Source organism: Agarivorans sp. TSD2052 (assembly GCF_023238625.1).
Lineage (GTDB): Bacteria > Pseudomonadota > Gammaproteobacteria > Enterobacterales > Celerinatantimonadaceae > Agarivorans.
Genome location: NZ_CP096670.1, coordinates 1,297,163 through 1,317,248, shown reverse-complemented (window position 1 = coordinate 1,317,248; position 20,086 = coordinate 1,297,163). Strand labels below are relative to the sequence as shown.

Genomic DNA, 20,086 nt, shown 5'->3' with positions numbered 1-20,086 from the left:
AGCGGCTAATTAACACCAAACGGATAGATCATGAAAGCGCTCATAGTTGGCCTTTTTACATTGTTATTGGGCGCTTGCCAACTGACGACACCTACCACTCAAGATGCAGCGGTGGCTGTAGAAGAGCCCGCCACTCAACCATTAGACGCTCAGGCAGCAAAACCTGACGAGCGGGCACTCACGCAGTCAATCACCGATCAAGCCACAGCTACCGACGCTGAATTAGTTAATGCCCCTGTCGTTTACGACGACGTGTGGATTCGAATCGAAGACCAGTTATCCATTCCATTACCTGAAAATAACCGCCGCCTACAAGCACAGTTAAACTGGTTTCTAAAACACCCCGATTATATGAACCGGGTGTCACAACGCGCTAACCCCTATTTATTTTTTATTGTTGAAGAAATAGAACGTCGTGAACTGCCGCTTGAATTAGCCTTGTTACCGATTGTTGAAAGTGCCTTCCAACCTTTTGCTTATTCTCATGGGAGAGCTGCAGGTATGTGGCAAATCATTCCCGGTACAGGTACGCGTTTTGGCTTACAACAAAACTGGTGGTATGACGGACGTCGAGACGTATATGCCTCAACAAATGCCGCGCTCGACTACCTAGAATATCTCAATAAGTTTTTTGATGGCGATTGGTTACATGCTTTAGCGGCCTATAATTCTGGCGAAGGTAGAGTAAGAAGAGCGATAAGAGCGAACCAAAAAGCGGGCAAAGCCACCGATTTTTGGTCTTTAGATTTACCTAAAGAAACTCGCGCCTATGTGCCTAAATTACTGGCCTTAAGTCAAATGCTAACAAACCGAGAGGCCTACCAGTTAAATATTCCAGCGATAAGCAACCAGCCTTACTTTCAAAAAATAGATACCCATAGCCAAATTGACTTAGCCTTAGCAGCCGATTTAGCGGACATAGAACTTAAGGAGCTTCACCGTTTAAATCCAGGCTTTAACCGCTGGGCTACCGCTCCAGACGGACCTCATTACTTAATGATACCAGTAAAAAGTATCGCTAATTTTGAAATAGCCCTAGCGTCACTATCAAAAAGCGACCGAATGCAGTGGGCACGCTATAAAGTTAAACCTGGTGATAGTTTGAGTGTTATAGCCAAGCGCTACAATACCACTAGCCAACAAATAAAAGAGCTGAATCAACTCAATAGCACTCGAATAAGGGCAGGCCATCACCTACTGGTCCCCGTGTCATCTAGAGACCAAAGCGCTTACACTTTAAGTCAAAGCCAACGACTTGCGGCCAAGCAGAATAAACCTCGTGGCGATATTAAAATGAGCTATACGGTAAAACCTGGCGACAGTTTTTGGAGTATTGCTAAGACCTACAAAGTCAACCATCGCAATATTGCAAGTTGGAATAGTATGGCACCAACCGATACGCTTAAGCCGGGTAAAAAGCTGGTTATTTGGAAAAAATCTAACGCCAGTGATGAACGGACTCAAACGATCACCTACCAAGTAAGAAATGGTGACTCGCTGTCCCGTATAGCTCAGAAGTTCAAAGTGTCGGTCAATGACTTGCTTAAATGGAATGATTTAAGCAAAAGTCACTACTTACAACCCGGCCAAAAGCTGAAACTACATATTAATGTGGCAGAGGTTAGCGCCTAAGCAAACTAAAATTAGCTAATAAAGCGTTATGATCAGAGCTTTCTGAAATAACGCTTTGGCTACTATTTAGTCTGAGCCCTCGGTAAAAGATGTGGTCCAGAGCCTTACCGAAAAATCGCGTTCGGTCATCAGGCTTAAACTTAACGGTTTTTAGTTGGTGAGCACTGATAAATTGTTCAAGAATCGATAGCCGGCCTTCGCTCCAAGTATTGAAATCCCCCGCCAACACCATAGCGCCATCATAAGCTGCCAACCAAGGACCTAACTGTTGTAACTGCTTCATATAGTCATCTTCACTCAAGGTAAAATTGATGCTATGCACGTTGATCAATAACAGGTCCTGCCCTTGCCAGTGGTACAACTGTAATAACGCAGACTTAGGTACACGGATCCATGGCTCTGTGCTTAACGCTAAACAACTTTGAATACTGGCTTGTTTGGCAAAATTCATCACGCCTAAGCCATCACCCAGCCACTCAAAAGCTATGGCTTGGTACTGATGCCATCGAGGGCCTTCGGACCACCTAGCTAGCTGCTTACGACTTGCCTCTTGCAATAGAATGAAGTCTGCTTGCTGGCTTATCGCTGTAAAAGTGGCTAGCCAGTCAACATGTTGTCCCTTGTAACTATTCCATACTGCGATAGTAAATGGTTCAGTATCGTTTAAGCGCTGAATAGCGTCAGGTGATGGAGGTGTATACTGTAATGCTTGATTATTACAGCCGGGCAATTGTGCATGGCTTAGCCAACTAGTCACCAATAAAAAGGTACATAGCAATAACTTGCTAAGCAAAACACGCCAATTATTTTTCAAACTACACCTACCTATATCCCCAAACGAAGCCGCTATTGATTAAGCAATTAAGTTATTTCAATAAAGGCTAGCGATGTCAAAAATATGCGACATACTTTAACTATCATCAATCAAGGAAATGACGAATGCAATCAAGTGAGGCGAGAACCTTAGTACCTATCTTTGCAGGAGGAGGAACTCGCCTACCCGCGCACATCGGAATTTTGGCTGGCCTAAAAGAGCTCAACGTAGACTTTACTCACATTGTAGGCGTATCTGGCGGGAGTATTATCAGTTCACTATTTGCCAGCGGAATGAGTGTAGCGCAAATCAAAGCGATAGCATTAGACACCGATTTCGAGCAATTTAAGGGCTTCTCCCTCATCAGTTTATTACGAAACGGAGGCTTGTGTTCCGGCGACAAATTTGAAGCTTGGATAGATGATTTATTGCAAGGAGCTCGATTCAAAGATCTTCCAATGAAATTGCATGTTGTTGCTACCGATGTACGTTCAGGTTCACCAGTCGTGTTTGATGCCATAAAAACCCCCAATGAAAAAGTATCTCGAGCGGTGCGGTTTTCAATGTCGATCCCGCTTATTTTTTCTTTTAAGCCCTATCAAGATCATCTCATGGTTGATGGTAGCATTTTGTCTGAAGATGCTTTACATCAAGACTGGGCCACCGACGGCACCCCTGTTATCTGTTTTCGCTTACGTGGCGATAACGATATAAAACCTTTACAAACCAACGGTATCTTTCCTCTAGCCGCTTATATCTCACTGCTTATTCGTACCTTTATGACGACTATTTCCCGTGAGTACGTCAACGAGAAGTTTTGGCACCGAACCATCGTTGTCAATACCGGTAATACATCTCCTGTAGATTTTCATTTAAGCGATAAAGATAAATTACGATTGTTTGATATTGGCTATAAAACGGCACTCGATATTGTTCCCACTAAAATTTGGCATCAGCAGCACCCAGCTCCTGCCATTGTTGGAAATGATAACAATCAAAACATTTAATTGGCTTTGAAAACAAAGTCTTGATCACATTTACGAATTGATTTAAAGCTCAGCAAAATATTCAACACTAAGGCGACTACACTTACAATAAATTGCTAACTAACTATTGAATGGAATATCAATATGTCGCTAACCATACGTCAACGCTTAATTTTCTTAGCGCTTGCTCCAGTGCTGATTTTGGCTGCTAGTATCCTTGTACTCACCGTGACTGAAACTCAAAAATTAATCAACGAGCAATCATCTGAAACTCGAGAAAACATGTTAAATATGAAGAAGGTAGAACTTAAAGCCTTCATGGACATGACTTATTCCTCCATTTCCGAAATTTACGAAAACGGCGGAAGCTTAGACAGTGCATTACCACTGCTAAAGCGCCTTGAGTATGGAGATACAGGCTATGTATTTGGCTACACCAATAAGGGGCTTAGAGTATTTGTTGGAAATTCTGACAAAGGCATCGGCGACAACTTCTGGTCACTACAAGATAAGCAAGGCCAATACCTGATTCAAGACCTGATTAAAGCGTCAAAAAAAGGAGAGTTCTATACCTACTATTTCCCTAAACCGGGCGCTTCAGAACCCCTACCAAAGCTTAGTTACGCGCTGTATTTGGACCGTTGGAACCTGATGATCGGTACCGGGTTTTACACCGATGACGTTGAAGAAATGATTGAGGTAATTGAAAGCAATGCAAATGACAGTTTAGATGCCTCATTAGTGTTTATTTGCTTTACCGCCGCCGTTTTACTCGGGTTTGCCCTAATAACTGGCTACTTCATCAATCGAAGCATTATGGCCCCATTACAAGATCTCAATCACTCGTTTGAAAAGCTGGCCAGTGGCGAGGCTGACCTAAGTGCCCGCTTAAAAACCGATTACGTGCATGAGTTTGGCCAGTTGGCAACCAACTTTAATGCCTTTATCGAACTGCTACATGAAATTATCAGCATGGTTGGAAAGGTTTCGCATGATGTGGCCGATGAAACATCTTCAATGTCGAACAGAGCAAATACCGTTGACCAACTGCTAGTTGAGCAACGCGAAGAAACAGAACAAGTGGCGACCGCAATGACTGAAATGACAGCCTCTGCCCATGATGTTTCTGACAATGCTAACCAAGCTGCCGAGTCAGCACAGCAAGTTGATAATAATGCCGAGCAAGCCATGAACACCGTAAACAGTGCAGCAGAAACGGTACAATCCTTAGCCAATGAAATAGGTGAGGCCAGTGCTGTCATCGCCAAACTCGAAGGTGATGTTCAAAACATTTCATCGGCATTAAGCGTGATTCAAGGAATCGCAGAACAAACCAACCTACTGGCATTAAACGCTGCTATTGAGGCTGCTCGCGCCGGCGAACAAGGCAGAGGATTTGCTGTAGTGGCTGATGAAGTTCGTCAATTAGCTAGCCGAACTCAACAAAGTACCGGCGAAATCCATACTATGATTGAGCGCTTGAAAAGCGGCTCTGACGCCGCGGTATCTGCCATGGATACCAGCCAAGGGCGCAGTGGCGATGCGGTTACTGGCGCTAATGCGGCCAGTGAGGCCTTGTTATTAATCAAACAATCGATACAACATATTATGGATATGAATGCGCTAATTGCCACCGCGACCGAACAACAAAGCCATGTTGGCCAAGAAATTTCTCAACGCATCGTGCATATTGCAGATCAATCAAGTCAGTCGGCATCCTTAGCTCAAGAAAACCGCAGCGGCAGCATAAACCTCAATGAACGAGCCGAACAACTAGAAGGGTTAGTCAAACGTTTCACCTTGTAAGCTTGACAGCAACGAATAAACAGCCCTCATTTAGTGAGGGCTGTTAGGTGATAATTCGAAGCCCACATCATCTCCTTGTTAAATGGCGATTGAGCGATAAAATCGAGACAAGCAGCCGCTCAAAAAATGACAATAAACTCAGTTAAAACAGAGCCTTTATCACAATTATAAGGCTTAAGCCCAAGATGCCCTCTCCCTACACCAACTGCCGCCTATACTGATATAAGAACTCCTCAATACATTAGCGCATTAGCTATTTATAGCTAATTTGGAGACAGCAACTACGTTGGCTGTTAAGGCATTTTCTAAGCTGTATCGTGCCCAAATATGTTCACCATGCAATTAAGCTCAGATGTAGCAACAAAAATCTACCTATCTTTGGTATTGCTTAGGCGGGAATGGCTATGATTCACAAAACTCAATCTTCAACTATGTTAGCCTCCCCTAATATTATAAATAATTTGTAACCAAAACGTCATCGCGAGGGAATCTGCAATGTCATTAACCATCCGTCAACGCCTTTTAGTGTTAGCTTTAGCTCCGGTTCTTATACTGGCTAGCTGCATCTTGCTGCTGACTTACTCTGAAACCAATGAACTTAGTCAAGCGCAGTCTGCCCAAACAGAGCAAAGCATGCTATCCATGAAACAAGCTGAATTAAAAGCTTATATGGATTTAGCTTATTCAGCCATTGCAGACATATACGAATCAGGGGGGAGCTTTGAAGACGCCCTGCCCATTCTTAAGCGTCTACAATATGGAGACTCGGGTTATCTGTTTGGCTACGACAAGACCGGTACTCGGGTATTACTCGGAAAAAGCGATAAGGGTATAGGTCAAAACTTTTGGTCATTACAGGATAAAAAAAACCAATACCTTGTTAGAGACCTACTCAAAGCGTCTAAAAATGGAGAATACTACACTTACTACTTTCCAAAACCCAGCAGTAATGAAGCACTGGCAAAGCTAAGTTACGCTATCTATTTGGATAAGTGGGATATCTACATTGGCACCGGTTTTTACACCGAAGATGTTACTGCGATAATCGCCGAGTTAGAGGCTCACGCTAAACAAAGCCTGCAGTCTTCAATGCTATTTATCATGCTTACCGGCTTGGTATTATTAGGTGTCGCTTTGATCATTAGTTACTTTATCAACCGTAGTATTATGGCACCATTGCAAGACTTAAATCAGTCATTTGCCCGCTTAGCCTCTGGTGATGCAGATCTTAGCGCGCGCTTAGATACGAATTATGTTCACGAATTTGGTCAGCTAGCCACCAATTTCAACGCCTTCATCGCTTTACTCCATGACATTATCGGCATGGTGGGAAAAGTGGCTCACGATGTGGCCAGCGAGACATCATCAATGTCAGATCGTGCTAATACCGTTGACAAATTGTTGGTTGAACAACGAGAAGAAACCGAGCAAGTGGCCACCGCGATGACAGAAATGACCGCATCAGCCAATGACGTATCGGATAACGCTAACCAAGCCGCCAGCTCTGCTCAAGAAGTGGACAATAATGCCGGGCAAGCCATGAGTACGGTAAGTTCAGCGGTAAGTACTGTGCAGCAATTAGCCGATGAAATAGGCCAAGCCAGTGAAGTAATAGGCAAGCTTGAAAGTGATGTACAAAATATTTCATCCGCGCTTGGCGTCATTCAAGGTATTGCCGAGCAAACCAATTTATTAGCATTGAACGCCGCTATTGAGGCCGCGCGTGCTGGCGAACAAGGTCGTGGGTTTGCCGTTGTCGCTGATGAAGTTCGACAATTGGCTAGCCGCACACAGCAAAGTACTGGCGAAATTCATACCATGATTGAGCGCTTAAAAAATGGCTCTGATGCAGCTGTATCAGCAATGGATAGTAGCCAAAGTCGCAGTGACGAAGCCGTAAGTGGTGCAAACGCCGCCAGTGATGCGCTTCAGCTCATTAAAGAGTCGATTCAACACATTATGGATATGAATGCGCTGATTGCTACCGCAACCGAAGAACAAAGCCATGTAGGCCAAGAAATATCACAGCGGGTAGTACATATTGCCGACCAATCGAGCCAATCAGCCTCACTCGCCCAAGAAAATCGCGCGGGTAGTTTGACCTTGAATGAACGGGCAGAACAACTAGAAGAGTTAGTCAAACGCTTTACGCTATAGCTTGCCTTAGGCATTAAAAAGCCACCTTGCGGTGGCTTTTTTTATTGCGAAGCATAAATGTTGGGCTAGCCTACATTAACTCGAGCATTACGGAACATACGCATCCAAGGGCTATCTTCACGCCAGTCATCCGGGTGCCAGGAGTTCGCAACCGTGCGGAATACACGCTCAGGGTGCGGCATCATAATAGTGACTCGACCATCTTTGCTTGATAAACCAGTAATCCCCAACGGTGAGCCATTCGGGTTCGCGGGGTATTGCATGGTTGCGTCACCGTAGTTGTCAACGTAACGCAATGCGACTGTACCACTTTGCGCAATAGCGTCTAGATGAGCCTGATCACGCACTTCAACGCGGCCTTCACCATGTGATACCGCAATTGGCATTTGTGAACCCACCATACCATTCAAGAAAATAGACGGTGATTGCTGAATTTCAACCAAACTGAAGCGGGCTTCAAAACGCTCTGATTCATTGCGCACAAAGCGTGGCCATAAATCAGCGCCAGGGATTAATTCACTTAAGTTAGACAACATTTGACAGCCGTTACATACACCTAAAGCAAACGAATCACTACGCTCAAAGAATGCACTAAATTGCTCACGAGCGCGCTCATTAAACAAAATCGACTTAGCCCAACCTTCACCCGCTCCCAATACGTCACCGTAAGAGAAGCCACCACAAGCCACTAGACCGGCAAACTTGTCTAAGCTAACCCGCCCAGCAAGTATGTCACTCATGTGAACATCAACCGCGGCAAAACCGGCTCTGTCAAAGGCTGCAGCCATTTCATGATGCGAGTTTACTCCTTGCTCACGCAAGATAGCCATTTCTGGTTTCAGACCCTTAACAATGTAAGGAGCGGCAACATCTTCGTTAATGTCAAAGCTCAAACCAACGTTTAAACCAGGGTCAGCAGCATCGAGTTTCAGCTCAAATTCTTGCTTGGCACATTCAGGGTTATCACGTAACGCTTGCATCTGTAGGGTTGTTTCAGCCCAAATGCTACGGTAGTGAGTACGGCTGTTAGCCAAAACGACTTCGCCATTAAGGGTAAAGCGAACGGCGTCATCGTCATTTAGCGAGCCGATAACGTGGCTACAAGTAGCTAAGCCATGTCCTGCCAATACATTAAGAACTGCTTCTTTATCTTCAGATTTAACCTGAATTACTGCGCCTAGCTCTTCGTTGTATAATACCTCAAGAGGTTCTCCAGCCAGCAAATCAAGCGCGACATCTACACCACAATGTCCAGCAAACGCCATCTCTGCAATAGTCGTAAACAAACCACCGTCACTACGGTCATGGTAGGCAAGCAGCTTTTGCTCAGCGGTTAAGCTTTGAATGGCGTTGAAGAAGCCTTTTAATAATTCAGGCGAATCAACATCAGGCACCTTGTTGCCCAACTGTTTATACACTTGTGTTAAACATGATGCCCCCATGCGGTTCTTACCTTGACCCAGATCGATCAGAATCAAGTCTGTATCACCGGCATCATTACGTAGTTGCGGAGTAACAGTAAGGCGAATGTCTTCGACTTTGCCAAAGGCACTAATAATTAGAGATAGAGGCGATGTCACCGACTTATCTTGGCCATTATCTTGCCAAGCAGTCTTCATCGACATCGAATCTTTACCTACTGGAATAGTTAACCCTAAGGCTGGACATAATTCTTCACCAACCGCTTTAACAGCTGCATATAAGCCAGCATCTTCACCTGGATGACCAGCCGCAGACATCCAGTTGGCAGACAACTTAATGTTATTTAGCGACCCGATGTTGGTCGCCGCTATGTTAGTCAGTGATTCAGCCACTGCTAAACGCGCAGAGGCTGCATGATCAATCAACGCCACAGGGGTACGTTCACCCACAGACATAGCTTCACCATGGTAGGTATCATAACTCGCAGCAGTCACTGCACAGTTAGCGACAGGAACCTGCCAAGGCCCCACCATTTGGTCACGAGCCACTAGGCCGGTTACGCTGCGATCACCAATAGTGATTAAGAAGGTTTTCTCTGCAATGGTGGGTAATCGCAATAAGCGCTCTGCAGCTTCAGCTAAATCCAGCTTACTGCTGTTAAATGCTGGGCCATTAAAGCTTGCTGATTGCACGTCGCGATGCATCTTAGGAGCTTTACCTAACAAAACTTCAAGAGGCATACGAATAGGGTCGTTACCAAAATGTGAATCGTGAAGCACTAAGTCGCGTTCTTCGGTGGCCACACCAATAACCGCATAAAGGGCTCGCTCGCGCTCACAAATAGCATCAAATACCGCCAAATGTTCAGGCGCTACAGCCAACATATAACGCTCTTGAGATTCATTACACCATATTTCTAATGGAGACATGCCCGGTTCGTCGTTTGGCACTGCGCGCAGGTCAAAAATACCACCTCTACCACCATCATCAACCAATTCAGGACAAGCATTGGATAAGCCGCCAGCGCCGATATCATGGATAAAGGCGATGGGGTTCGCATCACCAAGTTGCCAACAACGGTCGATAACCTCCTGACAACGTCGTTCCATTTCAGGGTTTTCACGCTGCACCGAAGCGAAATCTAAGTCTTCACTAGATTGACCTGAAGCCATAGAAGAGGCTGCGCCACCGCCTAGACCAATGTTCATTGCTGGACCGCCCAACACAATGATTTTGGCACCAACTGGGATTTCGCCTTTTTCAACATGGTCTTCACGAATGTTGCCTAAGCCGCCAGCCAACATAATCGGTTTATGGTAACCGCGAACTTCTAAGCCATTAAAACTTTCTACTTGTTCTTCATAAGTACGGAAGTAACCTAAAATATTTGGGCGACCAAACTCATTATTAAAGGCAGCGCCACCCAGTGGGGCTTCCAACATAATTTCAAGTGCATTAACAATACGACTTGGCTTACCAAAATCGCTTTCCCAGGCTTGCTCAAAACCAGGAATGCGTAGGTTACTGACAGTAAAACCAACCATGCCTGATTTAGGTTTTGAGCCACGTCCGGTAGCGCCTTCATCACGAATTTCCCCTCCCGACCCCGTTGCTGCGCCAGGGTATGGCGAAATAGCGGTTGGGTGGTTGTGAGTTTCAACCTTCATCAATATATGAATGGCTTCTTGGTGGTAGTTGTATTGCTTGGTTTCAGCATTAGGGAAAAAACGCCCGGCCACTGAGCCAGTCATTACCGCCGCATTATCTTTATAGGCCGACAATACGTAATCGCTATTCAACTCGTAAGTATTCTTAATCATTTTAAACAGCGATTTAGGCTGTTTTACACCATCAATAGTCCAATCAGCGTTAAAGATTTTGTGACGACAGTGTTCAGAGTTTGCTTGAGCAAACATCATTAACTCTACGTCGTTAGGGTTACGCTTCATTTTTTCGAAATTTTCTACTAAGTAGTCAATCTCATCATCAGCCAGAGCCAAACCTAGCTCTTGGTTAGCTTGCTCTAAAGCCTGCTTACCACCTGACAGAATATCTACAGATGCGAATGGAGCTGGGCTGGCGTGCTCAAATAAAGCGTTAGCTTGGTCTGTTTGCGCGTAAACCACTTCCATCATTCGGTCGTGAATTAGACCTTTTAAAAGCGCAGATTGCGCATCGCTTAGTTCAGTGCTTGCTTCAACATAGTAGGCAATGCCCCGCTCTAAACGTTGCACATTGTTTAAGCCACAATTATGAGCAATATCACTGGCCTTTGAAGACCACGGTGAAATTGTTCCTGGGCGCGGCGTCACTAATAGTAACTGTCCAGCAGGAGTATGTTCCGCAATAGTCGGTCCATAAGTTAATAGCTTATCTAATACTTGTTGTTCTGCATCGCTTAGGTCATTCGCTATTTCAGCAAAATGCATAAATTCAGCGTAGATAGAATTAATCGGAAGATCTAGTTCTGCACAACGCTTCAGCAGTTGTGCAATTCGAAACTCAGACAGTGCAGGTGCACCACGTAGTACCAACATATTTATGTGCTCGCTTTTCCTGATGGAGGTGGGAGGGGGAAAATTGCGCGTATTATAGATAAAAACCGAGACAATGGTAAACAAAACGTTAGCTTAACGATGAAAACCAAGCTTAATACTAGACAGTTAAGCAGATATCCATAAAATCGAGTAAAAATATTTGTCTGGATACCAAATTTGATGATTAATCAGCAACGCTCTGCAATTCTATTTGCGTTGCTTGCCTTGTTTTTGTTACAAGGCTGTGAGCCGATACCATTCACTTCCGAGCTTGAACAGATCCGCCAGCGTGGAAAACTACGCGTGGGTACCTTATATAGTCAGCAAATTTTTTACTACGACCAGCACGAACAACCCACGGGCATGGAATACGAGTTACTCGAAGGTTTCGCCGATTACCTAGGTGTTGAGTTACAGATGGTGCCGCTGTATAACCAAACCGAACTTTATCGCGGCTTACATAGCCAACAAGTCGATTTGTTAGGTGCAGCCCTTTCCCCCACTAAAGCCTTACGTGAAAATTTCAGGTTTTCGCCAGAAATATATCAAGTAGATGCGACGGTGGTGTATAAGAAAAATACCCGTAGACCGCGCGACATTAGCCAAGTAGATTCACCTCTTTGGATTACATCGGGCAGTTATCATCAACCCCTTCTGAAGAGCTACCAAAAACAAAACCCCGAATTAACCATTGAGGCCACAGATCGCCTAGACAGCAGTGAATTGCTAAAAAGCATTGTAGACGAAGAGATCCGCTTCGCCCTAGTGGACAATACAACATTGGCGCTACATCAGCGGTTTTATCCTGATTTAGCAGAAGCGTTTACCTTACAAAAAGCCACCCCTGTAGTATGGATGGTAAAACGCCTTCGCGATGACAGCTTATATAGTGCGTTGATCGAATATATCGGTGAAAGGCACAGCAACGGTGACATAAGCCGTTTATACGAACGCTATTTTGGGCATATTCAAAAATTCGACTATGTCGATACTCGGGCCTTTTTAAGAGCCACCGAAACGCGCCTGCCTAAATACACGGAATGGTTTCAACAATACTCGGGCACTCTCGACTGGCGTTTAATTGCAGCGGTGTCTTATCAAGAATCGCATTGGCGGCCACATGCAAAATCTTTTACCGGGGTTCGCGGTATGATGATGTTGACCCTACCCACCGCTAAATCAGTAGGAGTGACAAATCGTCTCGACCCCGAACAAAGTATTAAAGGTGGTGCAGAGTATTTGCAGAAATTAATTAATCGGGTTCCCGATAGTGTCAGAGCTGATGACAAAATTTGGTTCGCCTTAGTATCCTATAATATCGGCTTTGGTCATATGCTAGATGCTCGTCGCATAACCCGCATTCAAGGTGGCGATCCTGATGCTTGGATTGATGTAAAAGAAAACCTCCCCCTATTAATGCGTAAAAAATGGTATCAGCAAACTCGGTATGGCTATGCCCGAGGACAAGAAGCGTACAACTATGTAAATAACATTCGCCAGTATTATCAAAGCCTATTGTGGCTAGATGCCCAAAAGAAAGAATCAGACCGTCGGCAGCAGTTAATGGAAAACCGAGCGCCTTACCCAGTAGAAAATCCTAGCGAAGACGGCGAAAAGCAAAATAATGAAGAGGCAACGCCCAAAAAATAGAGAATAATCTTGACGATATGTCATATTACTGTCATGTTTTATGCTTAGTCTATATGGAGATTAAGCCAGTAAAGCGTCCTACCGAACATAATGGAGAGGATAGATAGTATGATGAGAAAGAAACGCGTTACCCTTCACTCGCCACGCCGCCGCATTCAATTGGCCCGTCAGCATCGTAAGGTTTTATTAAGACAACGTTCTTTTGTGTTGTCTGAAATGGGTTTAGTCGGCTTCGCTGAGTAAACCACTGCTCTGTTGTTTTTTTCGCAATTTATGTTGTTCACGACGTTTGCGAAAAAAACGACTAATAGTCTCACCACAGGTTTCAGCTAATACCCCAGCCTCAACCTCTACTCGATGATTCAAACACTCACTACTAACAATGTTAAACACACTGCCGGCCGCCCCCGTTTTTAAGTCACTAGCGCCATAAACTAAACGTTTAACGCGAGCATGAACCATTGCGCCCGCACACATAGTGCAAGGTTCCAGTGTCACATATAATGTGGTATCGAGTAATCGATAATTACCAATATTAGCCCCAGCTTCACGCAGTGCTAATACCTCAGCATGGGCTGTGGCATCATGTAAACTAATGGTTTGATTCCAACCTTCGCCAACGATTTCATTTTGAAAGACCACTACAGCTCCTACCGGTACTTCACCTTGCGCCTCAGCGTACGCAGCAAGCTTAAGTGCGTGATTCATCCAGTCAATATCAGTGTTATTCAATTTCATCTCAGGCCAATAAAAATGTGAGGCTATTGTAAACCTGAATGCCTCACAGGTAAAAGCCTGCTAAATACTTTCAGTTTTCAAAGCGAACACCGATAGTATAAGTAGAGTTATTCGGATTTTGTGGTTCCCAACGGATTGGAGAGTATATGCTTGACCGCTTTAAACACCCGCTGCTCGTGGAAATAAGCCTAGCAATTAGCTTGATGATTGCTTTACAAGTTATCAGTGTAGGAATTAGCAGTAAGCAGGCCACTGAAAAACTCATTACTAAAGTTAGCCAAGAGTTGACCAAAAGCCAGCAAAATCTTGCCGAATATTTGCGCCAACAACAGCAAACGCTAGAGCAAGAGGCTAACCAACAAGCACTAGCGGCAAGTAAAGAATTAAGCCAACAACTAGTGACTCAGCTGGCCGCTCAGCAAAAAAAGTCACTGCTATTTCAAAAACAACAGGTTACCCAAGCGGCTACTAATTTTGCAGCATTACTCGCGTCCTCTGCACCAGCTGCAATATGGGATAACGATATACCTAAGCTGACGCAGCTGGTGCAAGCAGCGCATGCTGACCCTGATGTGGTATTCGCAGTTTTTTTCAATATGCAGGGAAAATACCTTACTCGCCATATTGACCGTCAAAAACCGAAAATTAAGCAGTTACTGACGCGAGGAGAAGGAAAAAAGTCCATTTTTAAAATATTGGATGCGGCAGCCAAAGATCCTGATATTTTACTCATTGAAGCAATGGTGAACCCTAGCGGAGCAGACATTGCTAAGCTTGTTTTGGCGATAGACCTCAATAGAATCAATCAACTGCAAAAAGAATTAAGCCAACAAGGTGAAGTCATTACAGAGCAAATGGGGGCATTGAGTGAGCAACAAATAATCGGCCAAGCCAATGCCGACCTCAGCCAGTTTTCAAACATCTTTAAACAACTTGAAGAGTCCAACCACCAGACAGCGTCCAATTTAAATCGAGAACTAGACAAGCAGTCTCGCCAAATGACCGTCAGTTTGCTCATCATTCTAATCGTTAGCGGCATTGTATTACTCATTGCGCTAGCGTGGTTCATGGTGAATCGCGTACTAAAAAAAATTAGTCGTTTATCCATTTCGCTAGAACAACTGGCGGCTAAGGGAGGCGATTTGACGCGGAGCCTTACCGTCGATCGTAACGACGAAATAGGTCAAATGGCACACGCCGTCAATCGGTTTTTGCAGGCTACTCGCGAACTCATCCAGCAAGCGAATAATAATTGTGACAATACCCACCAAAAAATAACCAAGCTAAACCAGTCCAGCGCCCTCGCCAGCCAATCGGTTGGCCAACAAACCGACGAATTGGTAAATGTCAGCAGCGCTATGGCGCAAGTAGCCAGTTCAGTGGCTGAAGAAACTCAAGCGATATTATTGGTTCAACAAGAGGTAAACGAACTTCAGCTCCACAATCAAGGAAATAGCCAACTTTTCAGCCAATTAACCGATCTAATTATTCAATTGTTGTCACAAGTTGAACACGCCAACAAAGAAGTCATCGGCTTTGAAAAACTGAGTAAAGAAATAGCGGCCATTCTCGATGTTATTAATAGCATTGCAGAGCAAACAAATTTGTTAGCGCTAAATGCAGCGATAGAGGCAGCAAGGGCCGGAGAAAGTGGCAGGGGCTTTGCTGTAGTGGCTGATGAAGTTCGCTCGCTAGCCAGTAAGACACATCAATCTACAGAGCAAATCCAACAGGGCATTGAAAAGCTCCAAGCTGGTGCTAAAGCCGCTGTCGGTAGTATAGACAAAGCCACACAACAGGCAGCCTCTTCCAGACAAAGCCTCGAACTCAGTGAATCCATGCAACAGCAAATTGGTACCGTCATTAATCAATTAGCACAGCAGATAGAAGCGATTGCCAGCATGGCAGAAGAGCAGCAAGATGTCTCTCGGCAGGTGGGTGAGTCAGCGGAACGTTTAGCGGAGAATAATCAACGCTCACAGTCTTCGGTCAATCAAACCCAGGGCATAAGCATTGAACTCCAGCAGCTTGTTGAAGATTTACGAAAAACCATGGCGGCATTTACCGTTTAATAGACTAACTATTTGCTTTAGTGAGCATCACGGCAAAACAGTCACTTTAGTGATGGCAGGCAATCAACATATCTAGAGCAAATAAAAAAGCACCGAACATAGTTCAGTGCTTTTTTGTAACTCGCTATTTAAACGAAATTGGATTTAGCTAATCCAAATAACGCTTATTCAGCTGGCTTCTCAGCAGGCGCTTCGCTAGGTTCAAGTGCTTCTTTAATGCTCAGACGTACACGACCTTGGCGGTCTACTTCTAGAACTTTAACTTTAACGATATCACCCACAGTTAGGTGGTCAGATACATTCGCAACACGCTCTTGAGAGATTTGCGAGATGTGAACTAAACCATCTTTACCAGGAAGAATTTCAACAAACGCTCCGAAGTCAGCTAGACGAACGACTTTACCTTCGTAGAACTGGCCAGCTTCAACTTCTGCGGTTAACTGCTGAATACGCTTGATAGCTTCTTGAGCTTGAGCGTTGTCAGTAGCGGCAACCTTCACTGTACCATCGTCTTCGATTTCGATTGTTGTACCGGTCTCATCAGTAAGAGCACGAATAGTTGCGCCGCCTTTACCGATAACATCTTTAATCTTCTCTGGGCTGATCTTGATAGTGTGGATACGTGGAGCGAATTCAGAAATCTCTTCACGAGAAGTACCAATAGCTTGGTCCATAACACCTAGAATATGTAAACGCGCGCCCTGTGCTTGACGAAGAGCGATTTCCATAATTTCTTTGGTGATACCTTCAATTTTGATATCCATCTGCAATGCAGAAATACCTTCAGAAGAACCCGCGACTTTAAAGTCCATATCACCTAAGTGATCTTCATCACCTAGAATGTCAGAAAGAACAACAAAGTTGTCGCCTTCTTTAACCAGACCCATTGCGATACCAGCAACAGACGCTTTAATTGGAACACCCGCGTCCATCAATGCCAATGAACTACCACAAACAGAAGCCATTGAGCTTGAACCGTTAGATTCAGTAATTTCTGAAACAACACGTACTGTGTAAGGGAACTCTTCAGAACTTGGCATTACCGCTGCAACACCGCGCTTAGCTAGACGACCGTGACCAATCTCACGACGTTTAGGCGAGCCGATAAAGCCCGTTTCACCAACACAGTATGGAGGGAAGTTGTAGTGAAGCATAAAGCGAGATGTTTGCAAGCCAGCAAGCGAGTCAATCATTTGCGCGTCACGCTCTGTACCTAAAGTACAAGTCACTAGCGCTTGAGTTTCACCACGAGTGAATACCGAGCTACCATGGGTACGTGGTAATACGCCGGTCATTACGTCTAGCGCACGAATCATATCGGGTTCACGACCATCGATACGCGGCTCACCAGCAATAATGCGTGAGCGAACAACGTTTTTCTCTAACTTGCCTAGCTCGTCGCCAATATCTTGGGCATTAAGTTCTGCGTCTTCAGCAGTAATCGCTTCAACAACCGCTTTCTTAATTTGGCCCACTTCAGCGTAACGTTCAGCTTTATCGGTGATTTGGTAAGCTTCAGTTAATTTAGCCTCTGCGAGTGCAGCCACTTTATCTTTAAGTGCAACGTTAACTTCAGGTGCTTGCCAATCCCAAGCTGGTTTAGCAGCTTCTTCGCACAACTCGTTAATCGCAGTAATTACCGCTTTAGATTGCTCATGGCCATATACAACAGCGCCTAACATAACTTCTTCAGACAGCAATTCAGCTTCAGACTCAACCATCAATACTGCGTTTTCAGTACCTGCAACAACAAGGTCTAGCTTGCTTTCTGGTAGCTCTTCAGTGGTTGGGTTAAGAATGTAGTTACCATCGATGTAACCAACACGTGCCGCGCCTACAGGGCCGTTAAAAGGCATACCTGAAAGGCTTAACGCCGCTGAGGTACCAATTAAAGCAACGATGTCTGGCTGAACTTGTGGGTTTACAGAAACCACGGTAGCCACAACTTGTACTTCGTTTACGAAGCCATCAGGGAACAACGGGCGAATAGGACGGTCAATTAAACGTGCGATTAAGGTTTCATCTTCCGAAGGGCGACCTTCGCGCTTGAAGAAACCACCAGGTATTTTACCTGCTGCGTAAGTACGTTCTTGGTAGTTAACAGTCAACGGGAAGAAATCTTGGCCAGGTGTAGCGGTTTTCTTACCCACTACTGATACGAATACTGTTGTATCATCCATAGTTACCAGTACAGCTGCTGTTGCTTGACGAGCAATAGCGCCAGTTTCGATGGTGACTGTATTCTCACCGTATTTAAACGTTTTTACGATAGGATTCACGTGAATTTCCTTTAATTTATGTGCTCTTTTAATTCGCGCTAAAGTATAAAACAATGCTATGGCAAAAGATAACTTTATCCTTACTAAAAGCCTTGTTATCTCGCGAGTTTGTGACTTTTATTTGAGCAACAAAAAAGGGAGCCAACCGGCTCCCTTTTAAATATTCTTTATTGGCGGCGTTAAATTAACGACGTAGACCCAATTTAGCGATCAACTCAGCGTAGCTCGCTTGGTTTTTACGCTTCAAGTAATCAAGCAATTTACGACGTTGGCTAACCATACGTAGTAGACCACGGCGGCTGTGGTGATCGTGGATGTGCTTCTTGAAGTGACCTTGCAAGTGGTTGATTTGTGCTGTTAACAAAGCAACTTGAACTTCAGAAGAACCAGTGTCTCCTGCTTCACGTGCGTATTCTGCAACGATTGCTGCTTTTTCAGTGCTACTTAGTGACATACTAACTCCTAAAATATATAAATTTACTCATCGCCAATCACTAACTCAGCGATGAAGGACGCGCATTATATAGCGACGTTTCAGCAGTTGCAAGCAACTCGCTTAACTATCTACACTTTGAATCAAACGCTTAGGTGCGACTAAGCCGTCATCATTAAGCTGACCAATACCGACAAAACGACGCTGCTCACCAATAGTGATTCTAAATACCTCATGTAACGGTGCACCTGCCACCTGCATAGCTTGTCCTTGCAGCAAATATCCCCCTAGACTTTCAGGAATGTTTACTTCAGCTAAATGAGCTACCGCAGAGTCCATCGGCAACAAAAGAGGATCAAGCAACTCTTTAGGTGCCATCTCACCGTCATTAGCCTGCTCAAGCAGCGCTTCTAGTTGTTCAGGGGTGACCATCCGTTCACTGGGGTAATCTGCCACTTGTGAGCGATGTAGTTTAACGACATGGGCTCCACAACCGAGCATTTCACCTAAATCGTCGATAATGGTGCGAATGTAAGTCCCTTTGCTACAGTGAATGTCCAGCGTCAGCATGTCACCGTCAAGCGAGATAAAGTTATTTTCATAGACAGTGATAGGTCTCGCTTCACGTTCAATAGTAATACCTTCTCGTGCATAGCTATATAAGGGTTTACCATTATGTTTTAAAGCAGAGAACATAGACGGAACCTGATTAATAGGCCCGCGAAACGCGTTTAAAGCCGTTTCTATGTCATTTTGAGTGGATGATACTTCACGTCGCTCAACCACTTCGCCATCAGAGTCAGAGGTATTCGTTCTTACCCCTAATTGCGCGGTGACTTGGTAGCGTTTATCTGAATCCAACAAGAACTGTGAGAACTTAGTCGCCTCGCCTAAGCAAATTGGCAACATCCCAGTAGCGAGTGGATCTAGCGCTCCGGTATGGCCAGCTTTTTGAGCAAAGTAAATGCGTTTCACCCGCTGCAATATGCCGTTAGAAGAAACACCAGTAGGTTTATTCAGCAGAAGGATCCCATCAATTGGGCGGCCTTTTTTTCTGCGTCCTTGTCCCATTTATTCGTCCTCTTTCTCTGGCTCTTGTTCTAAGTCGTCACTCAAGGTACGACCCGATGCTTCAGCTTTTTGCTGATCGCTTTTTACTGCCTGGCTAGCCAACTCTGTCATTCGCAAACCTTCACGCAAAGAACCATCGTAATCAAAGCGTAGTTCTGGAACAGCGCGTAAACGCATCGCCTTAGCTAATAAATGGCGAATATACGGCAAGTGTTCTTTTAGGGCTTCAAGGCTAGCCTTGACTGCTTCTTCACTGTCATCTAAAAAAGTCACAAAGATTTTGGCGTAAGCCAAATCTCGAGTCACTTCAACCGCTGAAACCGTCACTAGGCTTAAACGTGAATCTCGTACATCACGTTGCAAAATCACCGCGACTTCTTTTTGAATTTGTTGGGCAACCCTATCTGGGCGGCTAAATTCTCTAGGCATCATTATTCTCCTGATACCACTCACTAGGGAGCGTAAAAACAACAATGGGGGCGAAAGCCC

At 44.7% G+C, this 20,086-nt stretch carries 14 protein-coding genes; 7 read left to right on the top strand and 7 right to left on the bottom strand.

Going from position 1 to position 20,086, the window contains the following annotated elements:
- Window positions 1-30: 30 nt before the first annotated feature.
- Window positions 31-1,632 (top strand): lytic transglycosylase, encoded by a 1,602-nt coding sequence (locus M0C34_RS05880; RefSeq protein WP_248714721.1) that lies wholly within the window; start codon window positions 31-33, stop codon window positions 1,630-1,632.
- On the opposite strand, the gene M0C34_RS05875 is transcribed toward M0C34_RS05880, so the two are convergent.
- A complete protein-coding gene (locus M0C34_RS05875; protein WP_248714720.1) occupies window positions 1,622-2,446 on the bottom strand; it encodes an endonuclease/exonuclease/phosphatase family protein in 825 nt (274 codons plus the stop codon). The two genes, M0C34_RS05880 and M0C34_RS05875, sit on opposite strands and share 11 nt — an antisense overlap.
- Before the next feature lie 125 nt (window positions 2,447-2,571).
- Here M0C34_RS05875 and M0C34_RS05870 point away from each other — a divergent pair, with 125 nt between their 5' ends.
- The 3 genes from M0C34_RS05870 (at window position 2,572) to M0C34_RS05860 (ending at window position 7,395) form a co-directional block, all read left to right on the top strand.
- Entirely contained in the window at window positions 2,572-3,453 is an 882-nt protein-coding gene (locus tag M0C34_RS05870) for a patatin-like phospholipase family protein (RefSeq protein WP_248714719.1), read from the top strand.
- A gap of 123 nt (window positions 3,454-3,576) precedes the next feature.
- Entirely contained in the window at window positions 3,577-5,238 is a 1,662-nt protein-coding gene (locus M0C34_RS05865; protein ID WP_248714718.1) for a methyl-accepting chemotaxis protein, read from the top strand.
- Window positions 5,239-5,733: 495 nt separating this feature from the next.
- Window positions 5,734-7,395, top strand: a complete 1,662-nt coding sequence (locus tag M0C34_RS05860) for a methyl-accepting chemotaxis protein (RefSeq protein ID WP_248714717.1) — start codon at window positions 5,734-5,736, stop codon at window positions 7,393-7,395.
- Between the two features lie 65 nt (window positions 7,396-7,460).
- Here M0C34_RS05860 and purL read toward each other — a convergent pair whose 3' ends face one another.
- On the bottom strand, window positions 7,461-11,354 hold the full coding sequence (gene purL, locus M0C34_RS05855; RefSeq protein ID WP_248714716.1) for a phosphoribosylformylglycinamidine synthase: 3,894 nt from the start codon (window positions 11,352-11,354) through the stop codon (window positions 7,461-7,463).
- 180 nt (window positions 11,355-11,534) lie between these two features.
- Here purL and mltF point away from each other — a divergent pair, with 180 nt between their 5' ends.
- Together mltF and M0C34_RS21190 are read left to right on the top strand one after the other, a co-directional pair.
- Complete coding sequence (mltF, locus tag M0C34_RS05850) at window positions 11,535-13,004, top strand: membrane-bound lytic murein transglycosylase MltF (RefSeq protein ID WP_248714715.1); 1,470 nt, start codon at window positions 11,535-11,537, stop codon at window positions 13,002-13,004.
- Window positions 13,005-13,112: 108 nt separating this feature from the next.
- A complete protein-coding gene (locus tag M0C34_RS21190) occupies window positions 13,113-13,247 on the top strand; it encodes a hypothetical protein (RefSeq protein WP_256469334.1) in 135 nt (44 codons plus the stop codon).
- Here the strand turns inward: M0C34_RS21190 and tadA are convergent.
- Window positions 13,227-13,742, bottom strand: a complete 516-nt coding sequence (gene tadA, locus M0C34_RS05845; protein ID WP_248714714.1) for a tRNA adenosine(34) deaminase TadA — start codon at window positions 13,740-13,742, stop codon at window positions 13,227-13,229. The two genes, M0C34_RS21190 and tadA, sit on opposite strands and share 21 nt — an antisense overlap.
- A gap of 146 nt (window positions 13,743-13,888) precedes the next feature.
- Between tadA and M0C34_RS05840 the strand changes: the two genes are divergently transcribed.
- Window positions 13,889-15,814 carry a methyl-accepting chemotaxis protein gene (locus M0C34_RS05840; protein WP_248714713.1) on the top strand — a complete coding sequence of 642 codons (1,926 nt, stop codon included), beginning with the start codon at window positions 13,889-13,891 and terminating at the stop codon, window positions 15,812-15,814.
- Between the two features lie 164 nt (window positions 15,815-15,978).
- Here the strand turns inward: M0C34_RS05840 and pnp are convergent, their stop codons facing one another.
- The 4 genes from pnp to rbfA all read right to left on the bottom strand — a co-directional run bounded on the left by pnp (window position 15,979) and on the right by rbfA (window position 20,026).
- Window positions 15,979-18,093, bottom strand: a complete 2,115-nt coding sequence (pnp, locus tag M0C34_RS05835) for a polyribonucleotide nucleotidyltransferase (RefSeq protein WP_248714712.1) — start codon at window positions 18,091-18,093, stop codon at window positions 15,979-15,981.
- Between the two features lie 184 nt (window positions 18,094-18,277).
- Window positions 18,278-18,547 (bottom strand): 30S ribosomal protein S15, encoded by a 270-nt coding sequence (gene rpsO, locus M0C34_RS05830; protein ID WP_016402372.1) that lies wholly within the window; start codon window positions 18,545-18,547, stop codon window positions 18,278-18,280.
- A gap of 102 nt (window positions 18,548-18,649) precedes the next feature.
- Complete coding sequence (gene truB, locus M0C34_RS05825) at window positions 18,650-19,597, bottom strand: tRNA pseudouridine(55) synthase TruB (protein ID WP_248714711.1); 948 nt, start codon at window positions 19,595-19,597, stop codon at window positions 18,650-18,652.
- Window positions 19,598-20,026 (bottom strand): 30S ribosome-binding factor RbfA, encoded by a 429-nt coding sequence (rbfA, locus tag M0C34_RS05820; RefSeq protein ID WP_248715601.1) that lies wholly within the window; start codon window positions 20,024-20,026, stop codon window positions 19,598-19,600.
- Between the last annotated feature and the right edge of the window lie 60 nt (window positions 20,027-20,086).

What these genes read in the sequence shown, in the direction of transcription:
- M0C34_RS05880 (WP_248714721.1), top strand. Translation starts at nt 31, where the DNA reads ATGAAAGCGCTCATAGTTGGCCTTTTTACATTGTTATTGGGCGCTTGC.
- M0C34_RS05870 (WP_248714719.1), top strand. Translation starts at nt 2,572, where the DNA reads ATGCAATCAAGTGAGGCGAGAACCTTAGTACCTATCTTTGCAGGAGGA.
- M0C34_RS05865 (WP_248714718.1), top strand. Translation starts at nt 3,577, where the DNA reads ATGTCGCTAACCATACGTCAACGCTTAATTTTCTTAGCGCTTGCTCCA.
- M0C34_RS05860 (WP_248714717.1), top strand. Translation starts at nt 5,734, where the DNA reads ATGTCATTAACCATCCGTCAACGCCTTTTAGTGTTAGCTTTAGCTCCG.
- purL (WP_248714716.1), bottom strand. Translation starts at nt 11,354, where the DNA reads ATGTTGGTACTACGTGGTGCACCTGCACTGTCTGAGTTTCGAATTGCA.
- mltF (WP_248714715.1), top strand. Translation starts at nt 11,535, where the DNA reads ATGATTAATCAGCAACGCTCTGCAATTCTATTTGCGTTGCTTGCCTTG.
- M0C34_RS21190 (WP_256469334.1), top strand. Translation starts at nt 13,113, where the DNA reads ATGATGAGAAAGAAACGCGTTACCCTTCACTCGCCACGCCGCCGCATT.
- tadA (WP_248714714.1), bottom strand. Translation starts at nt 13,742, where the DNA reads ATGAAATTGAATAACACTGATATTGACTGGATGAATCACGCACTTAAG.
- M0C34_RS05840 (WP_248714713.1), top strand. Translation starts at nt 13,889, where the DNA reads ATGCTTGACCGCTTTAAACACCCGCTGCTCGTGGAAATAAGCCTAGCA.
- rpsO (WP_016402372.1), bottom strand. Translation starts at nt 18,547, where the DNA reads ATGTCACTAAGTAGCACTGAAAAAGCAGCAATCGTTGCAGAATACGCA.
- truB (WP_248714711.1), bottom strand. Translation starts at nt 19,597, where the DNA reads ATGGGACAAGGACGCAGAAAAAAAGGCCGCCCAATTGATGGGATCCTT.
- rbfA (WP_248715601.1), bottom strand. Translation starts at nt 20,026, where the DNA reads ATGCCTAGAGAATTTAGCCGCCCAGATAGGGTTGCCCAACAAATTCAA.